A 13166-nucleotide genomic window follows, 5' to 3' on the forward strand; every position below is an offset into this window, starting at 1 on the left:
CCGGTGACCCTTGCCCTCCCCTCGACGCGCCGGCGATCCGCGGCCTTACACCGGCCCTGGCAGCAGCTGCTCGCCCGGCCCAGTCTGCTGGCCGCCGCCACCGTCCTGCTGGTCTGCGTACCGACCGGGGAGAAGGACGTCACCGCCGCCGTCCACATCACCCCGGCCGACCTGGCCTCGCTGGCCCTGGTCGCGCTGACCGCCCTGGACCTGCTGCGCGGCCGACCCGTCGTGATCAGCCGCCCGGCCTGCGTGGTCTTCTCCGCGGTGGTCTGCGCCGCCGCGGCCGCGACGGTGACCTCGATCGACCCGGTCACCAGCCTGACCGGATTCGTCCGGCTGGTGCAGATCTTCGTGCTGGTCCCGGCCGCCGTGGTCTGCTCGCTGCGCGAGCGCCGGGATCTGCAGCTGGTGCTCGGCGCCTTCGTCCTCGCCGCGCTGATCGAGGGCGGCGTCGGCGCCGAGCAGTACCTCACCGGCACCGGCGCCTCCTACACCGGCGAGCCGATCCGCGCGGTCGGCACCTTCGGCGCGCTGGACGTGATGGCGATGTCCGGCGTGGTCAGCTTCGGCCTGCTCGCCGCGCTGGCGCTGGCGCTGGCCGAGCGCCGCAACCGGCTGCTGCGCCGCGCGCTGTTCGCGGCGGCCGCCTTCCTGGTCTTCCCGCTGGCAGTCTCCTTCAGCCGGGGCAGCTGGATCGCCACCGCCGTCGCCGTCGCCGTGCTGCTGCTGCGGGCCGACGCCCGCCTCGCGGTGCGCAGTGCGCTGATCGGCCTGGCGGCGGCCGTCGTGCTGGTCGGCGGCCTGGGCCTGGGCGGCGGCGGGGTGGCCGAGCGCCTCGACAGCATCGGCTCGGTCTCCGCCGGCAACGAGGACCACTCGGTCAGCGACCGCTACGACCTGTGGGCCACCGCCGCCGCGATCTGGGCCGACCACCCGGTGACGGGGGCCGGGCCCAAGAGCTTCCAGCAGCTGCGGGACTCGCACGCGCCGCTGCGGCTCTCCTCGGGCAGCGACGCGGCCGACTCCACCATCGGCTTCGAGCGCGAGCCGCTGCTCTCCCCGCACAACATGTACTTCCTGGTGCTCAGCGAGCAGGGGCTGGTCGGCATGGTCGCGTACGGCGGCCTCTTCCTCGCGCTGCTGATCGGCTGCCTGCGGCGGCCGGGAGAGGCCGGACCGGCCGCCGTCGGGCTGCTCTGCTGGGTGCTGGTCGACTTCCTCTACGCGGACATCGGCGGCACCACCACCGTGCTGACCTCGGTGATCCTCGGCGTCGCCGCCTGGTGGGCGCTGCCGAACCGCCCGGACGGCGCCGCCCTGTGACGATCGACCGCACCGCCGTCGCCCACAAGACACCACCCGCCGACCCCGCCGCCGCCGCCCGGCCGCCCACCGCGCCCCGGGCCGGCGCCTTCCTGGCCCGCGCCTTCGGGGTCACCGCCGTGCTCAGCGCGGCCGGATCGGCGCTCGGCCTGCTGCGCGACCTGCTGCTGGCCCGCTTCTTCGGCGCGGACGAGGGCACCGACGCGTTCCTGGTCTCCTGGACCGTCCCGGAGACCGCCGCGCCGCTGCTGATCGAGGACGCGATGGCGTTCCTGATGGTCCCGGCCTTCAGCCTGGCCCTGGTGCTGCGCGAGGAGCAGCCCGAAGGCCCGGACCCGGTACGGCAGTTGACGGCCGACACACTGCCCTGGCTGCTCGCCGTACTGTGCGCGCTGTCGGGGGCCACCGCGCTCTGGGCGCCCGGCGTGGTGCACACCCTGGCCCCCGGCCTGGCGAATCCGGCGCTCGCGATCACCTGCACCCGGATCACCGCCGTCACGATCCTGCCGTTCGGCGTGGCCGGCTACCTGGGCGCCGCGCTCCGCGCGCACCACCGCTTCACCGCGCCCGCCGCGATCTACGTCGCCTACAACCTGGGCATCCTGGGCGTGCTGACCTTCGGCCACGGCCGGCTCGGGATCCGGGCCGCCGCGCTGGGAGTGGCCTTCGGCAGCATGCTGATGGCCGGGGTGCTGGTCGTCCCGTTCGCCAACCGGCTGCGGGCCGGCCGCTCGCGCGCCGCGGGCGTCGTCGGCGGCCCGCGCCGCCTGCTGCTCAGCCCGCTGGCCCTGCTGCCGGTGGCGGCCTTCACGCTCAGCCGTCAGTCGCAGGTCTTCATCGAGCGCTACCTCGGTTCCGCGCTGCCGCCCGGAACCATCTCGCACCTCAACTACGCCACCAAGGTCTCCCAGCTGGCGATGACCACGGCGATCCTGATCTGCACGGTGACCTTCCCGCTGGTGGCCCGGGCGCTGGCAGCCGGTGACCTGGCGGCGGCCCGCGACCGGGTGGAGAAGGACCTCGGCCAGGCCGCCGCGGTGGTCCTGCTCGGCACGGCCTTCCTGATCGCCTGCGCGCCGGCCGTGGTGGGCCTGCTCTTCCAGCGCGGCGCCTTCAGCGCCAAGGACACCGCCGCCACCGCCCAGGTGATCCAGGTCTACAGCCTCGGCCTGCTGGCCCAGGCGCTGACCGGGGTGATGGTGCGCCCGTTCTTCTCGATGCGCCCGGCCGTGCGGCGCGCCGACGACCCGCGACCGGACGGCGCGGGCCGCCAACTGCTCGACTGGTACCCGGTCGCCTCGATGGTCGTCGGCCTGCTGGTCACCACCGTGGTGGGCCTGCTGGCGATGCCGCGCTTCGGCGCGCTGGGCCTGGCGGCGGGCAACGCCGCGGGCATCACCAGCACCGCCGTGCTGCTGCTGCGCGGACTGCCGATGCGCGGCATCGCGCTGCGGATGCGCCAGGTGCTCGCCGGCCAGGCCAGGCTGCTGGCGGCCGGGGTGGGCGCGACGGCCGCCGGGACACTGGCGGCCCGGGTCAGCGCCCAGCCGGTCCCCTCGATCGCGGCCGGCGGCCTGGCCGTGTTGGTGGTCTATGCGCTGCTCGGCGCGCTGTTCGGCGCCCGCGAGGTGCTGGACCCGCTGCGCCGCCTGCGTCCGGCCACCACTCGCGGCGCGCTGCCGCTCACCCGCCAGGCCGGCTCCCAAGAGCTCCCGGAGGAAGGAACGCTGCCCGATGGCCGCTGAATTCAGCCACCCGCACCTGCCGCGGCAGAGCGCCGCCGCAGGACGCGGGTACGGGGCGCCGTGGGTCCTGATGTACCACTCGGTCGCCGAGGAGGACGAGGATCCGTACCTGCTCACCGTCAGCCCCGAGCGGTTCGCCGCGCAGATGCGCTGGCTGGCCGGCCGGGGCTGGCGCGGTGTCAGCATGCGCGACCTGCTGGCCGCGCAGGCGGCCGGGGTGCCGGGCCGGCTGGTCGGCCTGACCTTCGACGACGGCTACGCGGACTTCGCCCGGCACGTCGTCCCGGTGCTCCGCGGCTACGGGTTCACCGCCACCGCGTACGTGGTCGCCGACCGGCTCGGCGGCGACAACGGCTGGGACGTCAAGGGCCCCCGCAAGCAGCTGCTGACCGTCGACCAGGTGCGTGAACTGGCGCGCTCCGACTGGGAGATCGGATCGCACGGGATGACCCACCAGGCGCTGCCAGGTCTGCCCGCCCAGGTGCTGCGCGCCGAGGTGCGGGAGAGCAGACAGGCCCTGGAGGAGCTGGTCGGCGGACCCGTCGGCGGCTTCTGCTACCCGTACGGCGCGGTGGACCAGCCCGCCACCCGCGCCGTCGCCGCGGCGGGCTACGACTACGCCGTGGCGATCGATCACAGCCCGCTGGCCGGGCGCTTCGCCCTGCCCCGCTGCTATGTGGGGGACCGGGACGGCGCCTGGCGGCTGCGCGCCAAACGCGGCCGGCACGGCCTGCGGGACGTGGTGACCGAGCTTCGCCGGGCCGGACGAGGAGTGGAACGTTGAAGGTACTGCACATCATCACGGGACTGGCCGCAGGCGGCGCCGAGCGCCAACTGCTGCTGACCCTGCGCAATCTGCCGCGCGGCTACCACTGCGAGGTGGCCACCCTGACCAACCCCGGCACGGTCGCCACCGCGCTGCGCGCCGAGGGCTTCACCGTCTACAACCTCGGGATGCGCGGCAACCGCGACCTCACCGTGCTGCCCCGGCTCACCGGGCTGATCCGGCGCGGGCGCTACGACGTCGTGCACACCCATCTCTACCGCGCCGGGCTCTACGGCCGGCTGGCGGCCCGGCTGGCCGGCGTACGCGCGGTGGTCGCCACCGAGCACTCGCTGCACGCCGGGACCATCGAGGGCCGACGGGTCGGGCTCGGCGTCAAGTCGCTGTACCTGGCCGCCGAGCGGCTCGGCGGCAGCACCGTCGCGGTCTCCGCGCAGGTCGCCGCGACGCTCGCCGAGTGGGGGGTGCCGCGCCAGCGCGTGCATATGCTGCCGAACGGCATCGAGGCCGCCCGCTACGCCCTGCCGACCGCCTCCCGGGCCGCGCTGCGGCAGACCGTACGCGCCTCGCTCGGCCTGCCGGCCGAGGCCTGGGTGCTGGGCGCGGTGGGGCGGTTGGTGGCGGGCAAGCGCTTCGACGTGCTGGTGGAGGTGCTCGCCGCCCTGCCGCCCGAGCGCGACGCGCGGCTGCTGCTGGTGGGCGACGGGCCCGAGCGGGGCCGCCTGCAGCGCCAGGCGGCCGCGCTCGGGGTCGGCCGGCAGCTGGTCTGCGTCGGCGAGCGCGACGACGTCCGCGACCTGCTGACCGCGATGGACGTGCTGGCGGCGCCCTCGGTCGAGGAGACCTTCGGGCTGGCCGTCCTGGAGGGCCTGGCGGCTGGCCTGCCGGTCCTGCACAGCGCCTGCCCGGCGCTCGAGGAGCTCCCGGCGGACGCCGCCCCCGGCGCGCTCAAGGTGGCCTCGGACCCGGCCAGCTACCTCGCCGCGCTCGGCGGCCTCGGCGCCAGGCGCGCCACCGCGCTGCCGCAGCCGCCCGCGGTGGCGCACTACGACATTGCCCGTACGGCCGCCGAACTGGCCGTCCTGTACCAGCGGTTGGGACGCGACAGGATGCTCGCGCCGACCGGAGCGAGGGAGTACTAGAGATGCCCGATCCACGCCTCACCGTCCGCACCCTGGCCGCACTCTGGTGGCCGGTGGCGATCGCCGTCCCGCTCGGCGCGCTGGCCGGGGCCGGCTACGCGGTGCTCTCGCCACCGGTCTACTCCGCCAACTCCTATGTGGTGGTGGTCCCGGAGACCAGTGGCGACGGCGCGCTGGCGGTCAACTTCGCGCAGGCGTACGGCCGGCTGGCGGGCCAGCCGCAGGTGCTGGACGCGGCGGCGGCTGACGCCGGGCACAGCAGCAACGAGCTGGCGAACCTGGTGCACGGCACCACCTCACCCGACGCGCCGGTGATCGAGATCGACGGCAGCGGCGCCCGGCCGCAGGACGCCGTGCGCTCCGCCGACGCGGTGGCCAAGTCGCTGGTGGCCTTCGGCAACACCAGCAGCAAGGAGACCGGCGTCAAGCTGGTCCCGCTGGCCGCCGCCGCCGAGCCGGACACGCCGACCACGCCGAGCGCCACGCTGGATGTGGCGGTCGGCGGCGCGGCGGGCGTGCTGGTCGGGGCGCTGGTGATGATGACCCGCCGCCGCACCGGCCAGGCCCCCGGCCAGGCCCCCGAGCAGGTCCCGGCCGCGGCCACCGCAGTTCCGGCGCCCAGCCCGGAGCCGAAGCAGAAGTCGGAGCAGAAGTCGGAGCAGAAGTCGGAGCAGAAGTCGGAGCCGGAGCCCGCGACCGCCGGGAGCCCCAAGTGACCACCACCCAGCAGCCCGCCGCCACCCCGGCCGGCACCCGGGCCCCCGCCGCGGCGGGGGCCCGGTGGACCACCGAGGTCCGCCGCGACGACCAGGCGCTGGCCCAGGTCGCCGAGGAGTGGGCCGGCCTCACCGCGCGCTGCCACACCGCCACGCCCTTCCAGGCGGCCGCCTGGCAGCAGTCCTGGTGGCGCGCCTACGGCCGCCCGGGCAGCCTGCACGTCGTGCTGGTGCGCCGGGACGGCCTGCTGGTCGGCGCGGCCGCCCTGCAGCGCAGCCGGAGCGGGACCTTCACCGCGCTCGGCGGCGGCCTGATCGATTTCACCGAGCTGCTGCTCGACGACTCCTGCACGACCGAGGCCGCCGCCCAGCTGGCCGCCGCGCTACCGCTGCACCGCCCCTGGCACGCCCTGGACCTGCGCGAGGTCCGCCCGGGCTCGGGCGCCCACCAGGTCTACGCGCAGTGGCGCGGGCGCCGCCACCAGCTGCTGGACTCGGTCTGCCAGCACCTGCCGGCCGTCCCGATGGAAGAGCTGCTGGCCCGACTGCCCGGCCGTACCGCCCAGCGCAGCCGCGCCAAGCAGCGCAAGCTCCTCGACGCGGGCGTCGAGGCCCGCCGGGTGCCGGTGGACGAGGTCCCGGCGGCGATGGACGACCTGCTCAGCCTGCACGCCCTGCAGTGGGAGAGCCGTACGGTCACCCCCGAGCACGTCAGCGAGCGCTTCGCCGCCCACCTCAGGGAGTCCACCGCGGGGCTGGCCGCCGCGGGTCAAGCGGTGGTCTACCGCTACTACCTGGACGGCGAGCTGATGGCGGTGGACCTGCTGCTGCTCTGCCGCTCGTTCGCCGGCCTCTACCTCTACGGCGCGCATCCGCGGCTGCGCGAGCGCCTGGACATCGCCGGGCTGCTCTTCGGCACCTCGCTGGAGGAGGCCGTCCGGGCCGGCATCCCGGAGGTCAGCCTGATGCGCGGCGAGGAGCCGTACAAGGAGCGCTGGCGGCCGGAGCGCGAGCGCAACCACCGGTTGCTGCTCGGGCCGGGCTGCTTCGCGGTGGCGCTGACCCTGCGGCTCACCCTGGTGCGGGCCCGGATGGCCGCCGCCCCGCACCTGCGCGGCCCGGCCCGGCGGCTGCGGGAGGTGCTCAACGCCGCGCGGCATTGACCGGCCAGCCGGCCGGCCAGGCCGCGGGCCAGCCGAGCGGCCACACGAAGGGCCGGCCCGGCTGGGCGGGGGTCGGAACGAGCGGGGTCGGCGAGGCCGAGGCCGCCGGGGTGGGTGTGGGCGGTGCGGTCGGCGTGGCCGGCGCGCAGTGCGGGGCGGGCCGCACCGGCTTCACCGGCCGCCCGTCCGGGGTGGTCCGGCTGGGGCAGGGCGGCAGCACGCCCTTGGAGCCGGCCATCAGGCTCTTGAACACCGCGCTGGAGCGCGGGTTGCTGCGGCACTCCCAGAAGCCGTGCGGGCAGTAGTCGGTCAGTGTCTGGTAGGCGGTGTCGTGGGTGCGCATCCACTCGACCATCCGCCGGACGAACTCGGGGTTGTCCCCGTTGTCGAACAGCCCCCACTCGGGGTAGGAGACCTGCTTGCCGTGCCGGGTCGCGAAGTCGACCTGGTCCTGCAGCCCGAGCGGCTCGCGCACGTAGTCGTCGAAGGTGGCGCCGGCCGGCTGGTCGTAGCTGTCCATGCCGATCAGGTCGACCACGTCGTCGCCCGGGTAGCACTTGGTCCAGGCGATCGCGTCAGTGCCGCGGTTGGGGTCGAAGTCGAAGCGGAACCGCTGCCCGGGCACCGAGCGCATCACGCCGACGATCCGGCGCCAGTACGCCTTCCAGGCCGTCGGGTCGGGACCGCAGCGGCCGGTGTAGGTGGTGCCGTTCATCTCCCAGCCGGGCACCAGCACGGTGTCGCCGCCGCCGAGCGCGACCAGTTTCCTGGCCAGCTTGAGGTAGTGCTGGTCGAAGTCCCCGCGGGCGCCCTGGTTCAGCAGCCGGGCCACCTGCTGGTCGGAGGAGTTGTCCTCGTTCGGCTCAAGCATCGGCACGTTGAGCACCAGCGTCCGGGACGGGTCGGCCAGCCGCCACTGCGCCCAGAGCGCCAGCACCTTGGTCTCGCCCTCGACGTCCGTCCAGCTGTTTTTGGCCAGGTAGGTGTGGCCGACCTGGAGGTTGGCGCCGTTCAGCCAGCCGGCGAGCTTGGCGATCTGCGGAATGTAGTCGTCCCAGGAGCCGACGAAGGCGCCGAACGGCACCTCGTGCTCGGGCCGCAGGGTGGGCGGCTTGGGGGCTGCACCGCGCGAGCGGGCGGCGCCGTCGGAGGAGACGGCGGGCAGCCGGTCGGCCGTGGTCTGCGGTCCGCTGCCGGTGCTGATGCCCGCAGTGGTGAGCAGCAGCACGGTGGAGGCTGCCAGGGCCAGGCGGCCGATTCGCATGCTCTCTCCTCGTGGCGTCCGCGAGGCGGTCGGGGCACGCCTGCAGCACCGAGAGTAAGGCTACGAGCCGTCAGAAAAGCCGAATGTCACCCTAAAGTGGACAAGTACGGCGAGTATGGCCGAATCCGGTGTGAAAGGTTCCAGAAGCTGACCGTTCGGGTGATCGGTAGGCAAACGATCCCCGTCCAAACAGCCATCCGATTGTCCGGTTATCCGCTCGCAGAGTGGGTACCCGGCCCCGCCATGCTGACGTCCAAGCTCTCGCCAGGTACCCTCCCGAGGTGTCCTGGAAGCCGCTACGTACCCTCACGCCCCGATCCGCCCTGCCCGCCATGGCCGTGCTCCTGGTGCTCGGCGTAGGCGCTGCCGCCCATGCGAACCGCCCCGTGCCGTTCGGCGACCAGGTGTCCGCGCCGGGCAACGCGGGCGCCAGCCCGGTGAGCGCCCTGGCGACCGGAGCGCCCGCCCTGGACCTCCGGGTGGGCCCCGGCCTGGAGGCGTACGACAAGTCCAGCGGCGAGCTGCTCTGGAGCTACCAGCGGGACGGCGCGACCGCACTGCACCTCTCGGTGCTCGGCGGCAGCGCCATCGTGGTCTGGGACGACGGCATGGTCACCTCGGTGCAGACCGCCGACCACCAGGTCCGCTGGCACCGCGCCGTGCCGGGCCTGGCCGAGTGGCTGCGCGGCGACGGCGAGCCCGGCGCCGACCAGCGCACCGACGCCCAGCGCAAGCAGCTCCAGCTGCAGCGCGCGGCGGCCGCCCTGCAGACCGTCACCGCGCCCGAGGCCTGGGTGCAGATCACCACACCGGGCCTGACCATGGGCTTCCGCGACCGCGATGGCGACCTGCGGTTCAACTCCCGCCCGCTCTTCGGCTGCCTCTTCGACCCGCTGCGCGCCGTCCAGACCGACGACGCCGTGCTCGTCCCGCGCACCTGCACCGGGACCAACGGAGCCGGCCATCCGCTGCCGGGCGGCATCACCGGCTTCAAGCTGGACGGCCACGGCTGGCAGCTGAACGCCGGGCCCAAGGTCAAGCTGACCGCGCTGGACGGCCACCGGGTGCAGGTCGACGACGGCCCGCTGGCCGGCAGCTGGATCTTCGACACCGACCAGGGCGTGCCCGAGACCCCGTGCGACAGCCCGGCCGAGCCGTTCGCGGCGCTCAAGCCGGTGACCGGCTGCCCCGCGACCGCGGTAGCCGAATAGGCCAGGAAACCCCTTCGAGCACCTCCGGGCGTCCCGGTAGACTGGTCCGTATGGCTGTTCTCCGCGGGCATTAGCGGCGGCAGGCAGCGAGCCAGACGGTGTGCGCCGGTGCGGTGCGCACCGTTCGGCCGTCGCCGCACCGTCCCGCGCCGTTCCGGCGCCGCCCAGACCCTCGCCGCACCCTTGTGCCCCCGCCGCCGGCTGTCATGACGCGGACCGGGGCCGTCCCAGCCCCAGGAGCTTTCCCAGCCATGATTTCCGTCAACGCCCTCGAACTGCGCGCCGGCGCCCGCATCCTCATCGAGTCCGCCAGCTTCCGGGTCGCGCCCGGCGACCGGATCGGACTGGTCGGACGCAACGGCGCCGGCAAGACCACGCTGACCAAGGTGCTGGCCGGCGAGGGCATCCCGGCGGCCGGGCAGGTCACCCGCTCCGGCGAGGTCGGCTACCTCCCGCAGGACCCGCGCACCGGCGACCTCGACGTGCTGGCCCGTGACCGGATCCTCTCCGCCCGCGGCCTGGACGCGGTGCTGCGCAAGATGCGCGAGAACGAGGAGCGGATGGCGAACGGCAAGGGCGCCACCCGGGACAACGCGATGAAGAAGTACTCGCGCCTGGAGACCGAGTTCCTCACCAAGGGCGGCTACGCGGCCGAGGCCGAGGCAGCCACCATCGCCGCCGCGCTCGGCCTGCCGGACCGCATCCTCGGCCAGGAGCTGCATACCCTCTCCGGTGGTCAGCGCCGCCGCGTCGAGCTGGCCCGGATCCTCTTCTCGGACGCCGACACGCTGCTCCTGGACGAGCCCACCAACCACCTGGACGCCGACTCGATCGTCTGGCTGCGCGACTACCTGAAGTCCTACAAGGGCGGCTTCATCGTGATCTCGCACGATGTCGACCTGGTCGAGACGGTCGTCAACAAGGTCTTCTACCTGGACGCCAACCGCTCGGCGATCGACGTCTACAACATGGGCTGGAAGCTCTACCAGCAGCAGCGCGAGGACGACGAGAAGCGCCGCAAGCGCGAGCGCGCCAACGCCGAGAAGAAGGCGGCCACCCTCAACGCGCAGGCCGACAAGATGCGCGCCAAGGCCACCAAGACGGTCGCCGCGCAGAACATGGCCCGGCGTGCCGAGAAGCTGCTCTCCGGCCTGGAGCAGGTGCGCGCCAACGACAAGGTCGCCAAGCTGCGCTTCCCGGACCCGGCCCCCTGCGGCAAGACCCCGCTGACGGCCGCCGACCTGTCCAAGTCCTACGGCTCGCTGGAGATCTTCACCGGCGTCGACCTGGCCATCGACCGCGGCTCGCGGGTCGTCGTGCTCGGCCTCAACGGCGCCGGCAAGACCACCCTGCTGCGGATGCTGGCCGGAGTCGAGAAGCCGGACACCGGCGAGGTGATCCCCGGGCACGGCCTGAAGATCGGCTACTACGCCCAGGAGCACGAGACGCTCGACCCCGAGCGCACCGTGCTGGAGAACATGCGCTCCTCGGCGCCGGACACCGACCTGGTGCAGATCCGCAAGATCCTCGGCTCGTTCCTGTTCTCCGGCGACGACGTCGACAAGCCGGCCGGGGTGCTCTCCGGTGGCGAGAAGACCCGCCTCGCGCTGGCCTCGCTGGTGGTCTCCAGCGCCAACGTGCTGCTGCTCGACGAGCCCACCAACAACCTCGACCCGGCCAGCCGCGAGGAGATCCTGGGCGCGCTGCGCTCCTTCTCCGGCGCGGTGGTCCTGGTCACCCACGACGAGGGCGCGGTCGACGCGCTGGAGCCGGAGCGGATCATCCTGCTGCCGGACGGCGTCGAGGACCTGTGGACCCCGGCCTACCACGACCTCGTGTCGCTGGCCTGACCCTCCCCGCAAAAGCCCGGAGAAACCGCCCGTGACCACTGCTGTGGTCACGGGCGCTTGCGTTGAGTAGACACGCGCTCCTGCATCTGGCCCAGACGAACCCATCACCTGGGCGCTCTCGGGAATGCGGTGGTCCAGGATTCCGTTTTAGCCTGTTCACCTCCGCGACAGCTCCCGGACGACCCGGCTGATCAGCTCTTTCGTCCGCGCCCGCCGATTGCGGCGAGGCCGCGCACACCCAGGGTGAGCACCCGGATGCGTCGGCGGTACACCCGCCGGGCGCTTGATTCCCGCTACAGACCTTGTCGAATGGGTGGCCAGGAGCCGGGGGATGGGTGATCATGGGAATCCGATCGAGCACAGCTACGAGGAGGCACGGGTGGCCGAGACTCTGAAAAAGGGCAGCCGGGTAACTGGTGTCGCGCGTGAGAAGCTCGCGACCGAGTTGAAGAAGAAGTACGACTCCGGAGCGAGCATCCGTGCGCTGGCGGAGGAGACCGGCCGCTCGTACGGATTCGTGCACCGCATGCTCAGCGAGTCCGGAGTGAATCTTCGGGGTCGCGGCGGCGCTACGCGCGGCAAGGCCAAGGCTGCTGCGGCAGCGGGATCCTGAGGGACCGTCAGGTTTGGCGCAGGACCGGATCGCCGGTCAGACCCCCCGGTTGTCCTGGTGACGTGTCAGCAGGAGTTCGACAGGTTCCGCCGACCCGGCAGGAGGTCCAGGCGAATCGGCGACCGCGACGATACGTCCGGCCGCCGATCGTCATGTCCGGACCCGGGTGGTCGCCGCCCGGTCCGTACTGGTCGGTACCCAAGGTGCGCGGGATAAGTTACTCTCCGGTAGAAGCAGAGGGCGGCGCACCGGAGCCTGCCCTGCCCGTCGCCGGAGGTGCCCATGACCGCGCCCGTCTCCACCCCTTCTTCCGCGGACTCCGCGGACGCCTGGGAGCAGGCCGGTGTTCGGCTCGAGGTCGAGGGTGAGCTCGCCGTCGTGACGCTCTGTCACCCCAAGCGGCGCAATGCGCAGACCCCCGCGATGTGGGCGCGCGCTCGCCGCCGTCGGCAGCGCGCTGCCCGGCACGGTCCGCGTGGTGCTGCTGCGGGCCGAGGGCGTCTCCTTCTCGGCCGGCCTGGACCGCGCGATGTTCAGCCCCGAGGGCATCCCCGGCGAGCAGGGCTTCGCCGCGCTGGCCGCCTCCTCGGACCAGGAGCTGGACGCCACCATCGCCGGCTACCAGGAGGCCTTCACCTGGTGGCGCCGCGCCGACGTGATCACCATCGCCGCCGTCCAGGGCCACGCGGTCGGGGCCGGCTTCCAGCTGGCGCTCGCCTGCGACCTGCGGATCTGCGCCCAGGACGCGAAGTTCTCGATGCGTGAGACCTCGCTCGGCCTGGTCCCCGACCTGGCCGGCACCAAGCCGCTGACCGACCTGGTCGGCTATGGCCGGGCGCTGGAGATCTGTGCCACCGGCCGGGACGTCTCGGGTGACGAGGCGGCCACGATCGGCCTGGCCAACCTCACCGTGCCGAACGAGGAGCTGGACACCGCCGCCCGCGAGCTGGCCGCCGCGCTGCTCGCCGCGCCGCGCAGCGCCGTGATCGAGACCAAGGCGCTGCTGCAGGGCGCCGGTCAGCGCTCCTACGACGAGCAGCGCTCGGCCGAACGGGCGGCGCAGGCCCGCCGGCTGCGCGATCTGGCCGGTCTCGGCGACTAAGACCGACCGGCAAATGGAGGGCGGCGTCGCGGGCCGATGGCTCTCTCCCCCAGCCTTCGGCCGGGAGGTGCCCCCCTGACGGCTTCTCCTCAGTCGCCAGGGCTCCGCCATGGCTCCTTCGTCGGCACCGCCTGGACTCGGCCCTCGACCCTCCCCCAGCCTCCGGCCGGGGGGACCCCCTTCTTCTCCCACCCTCCATTTGCCGGTCGGTCTAAAGCTGACCCGAGAGGGGCCCGGCTTCCCAGGGGAG

At 73.6% G+C, this 13166-nt stretch carries 10 protein-coding genes and 1 pseudogene; 10 read left to right on the forward strand and 1 reads right to left on the reverse strand.

The window, feature by feature from the left end; genetic code table 11:
* The first annotated feature begins 3 nt into the window (after nucleotides 1–3).
* Genes P3T34_RS28670 through P3T34_RS28695 form a run of 6 tightly spaced genes read left to right on the forward strand, consistent with a single transcriptional unit; the run spans nucleotide 4 to nucleotide 6876 of the window.
* A complete protein-coding gene (locus P3T34_RS28670; protein WP_280668918.1) occupies nucleotides 4–1326 on the forward strand; it encodes an O-antigen ligase family protein in 1323 nt (440 codons plus the stop codon).
* The gene (locus P3T34_RS28675) at nucleotides 1323–3071 is read left to right on the forward strand and encodes a lipid II flippase MurJ (RefSeq protein WP_280668919.1); all 1749 of its coding nucleotides are present in this window, start codon (nucleotides 1323–1325) and stop codon (nucleotides 3069–3071) included. Before P3T34_RS28670 ends, P3T34_RS28675 begins: the two co-directional genes overlap by 4 nt.
* On the forward strand, nucleotides 3061–3855 hold the full coding sequence (locus P3T34_RS28680; protein WP_280668920.1) for a polysaccharide deacetylase family protein: 795 nt from the start codon (nucleotides 3061–3063) through the stop codon (nucleotides 3853–3855). Before P3T34_RS28675 ends, P3T34_RS28680 begins: the two co-directional genes overlap by 11 nt.
* Entirely contained in the window at nucleotides 3852–4997 is a 1146-nt protein-coding gene (locus P3T34_RS28685; protein WP_280668921.1) for a glycosyltransferase, read from the forward strand. Before P3T34_RS28680 ends, P3T34_RS28685 begins: the two co-directional genes overlap by 4 nt.
* Before the next feature lie 2 nt (nucleotides 4998–4999).
* Entirely contained in the window at nucleotides 5000–5713 is a 714-nt protein-coding gene (locus P3T34_RS28690; RefSeq protein ID WP_280668922.1) for a lipopolysaccharide biosynthesis protein, read from the forward strand.
* Nucleotides 5710–6876 (forward strand): GNAT family N-acetyltransferase, encoded by a 1167-nt coding sequence (locus P3T34_RS28695; protein ID WP_280668923.1) that lies wholly within the window; start codon nucleotides 5710–5712, stop codon nucleotides 6874–6876. Before P3T34_RS28690 ends, P3T34_RS28695 begins: the two co-directional genes overlap by 4 nt.
* Here P3T34_RS28695 and P3T34_RS28700 read toward each other — a convergent pair.
* Nucleotides 6857–8140, reverse strand: a complete 1284-nt coding sequence (locus P3T34_RS28700; protein WP_280668924.1) for a glycosyl hydrolase — start codon at nucleotides 8138–8140, stop codon at nucleotides 6857–6859. The genes P3T34_RS28695 and P3T34_RS28700 overlap by 20 nt on opposite strands.
* A 281-nt stretch (nucleotides 8141–8421) precedes the next feature.
* On the opposite strand from P3T34_RS28700, the gene P3T34_RS28705 reads away from it, so the two are divergent.
* From P3T34_RS28705 to P3T34_RS28720, 4 genes and pseudogenes are all read left to right on the forward strand, one after another.
* Entirely contained in the window at nucleotides 8422–9351 is a 930-nt protein-coding gene (locus P3T34_RS28705) for a hypothetical protein (protein ID WP_280668925.1), read from the forward strand.
* Nucleotides 9352–9602: 251 nt separating this feature from the next.
* Complete coding sequence (abc-f, locus tag P3T34_RS28710; RefSeq protein ID WP_280668926.1) at nucleotides 9603–11201, forward strand: ribosomal protection-like ABC-F family protein; 1599 nt, start codon at nucleotides 9603–9605, stop codon at nucleotides 11199–11201.
* A gap of 379 nt (nucleotides 11202–11580) precedes the next feature.
* Nucleotides 11581–11814: a helix-turn-helix domain-containing protein gene (locus tag P3T34_RS28715; protein WP_035794854.1), complete on the forward strand. Its 234-nt coding sequence runs from the start codon at nucleotides 11581–11583 to the stop codon at nucleotides 11812–11814.
* Between the two features lie 282 nt (nucleotides 11815–12096).
* A pseudogene (locus P3T34_RS28720) lies at nucleotides 12097–12916 on the forward strand (enoyl-CoA hydratase/isomerase family protein).
* Nucleotides 12917–13166 lie beyond the last annotated feature (250 nt).

This window comes from Kitasatospora sp. MAP12-44, assembly GCF_029892095.1.
In the GTDB taxonomy this organism is placed as follows: Bacteria; Actinomycetota; Actinomycetes; order Streptomycetales; family Streptomycetaceae; genus Kitasatospora.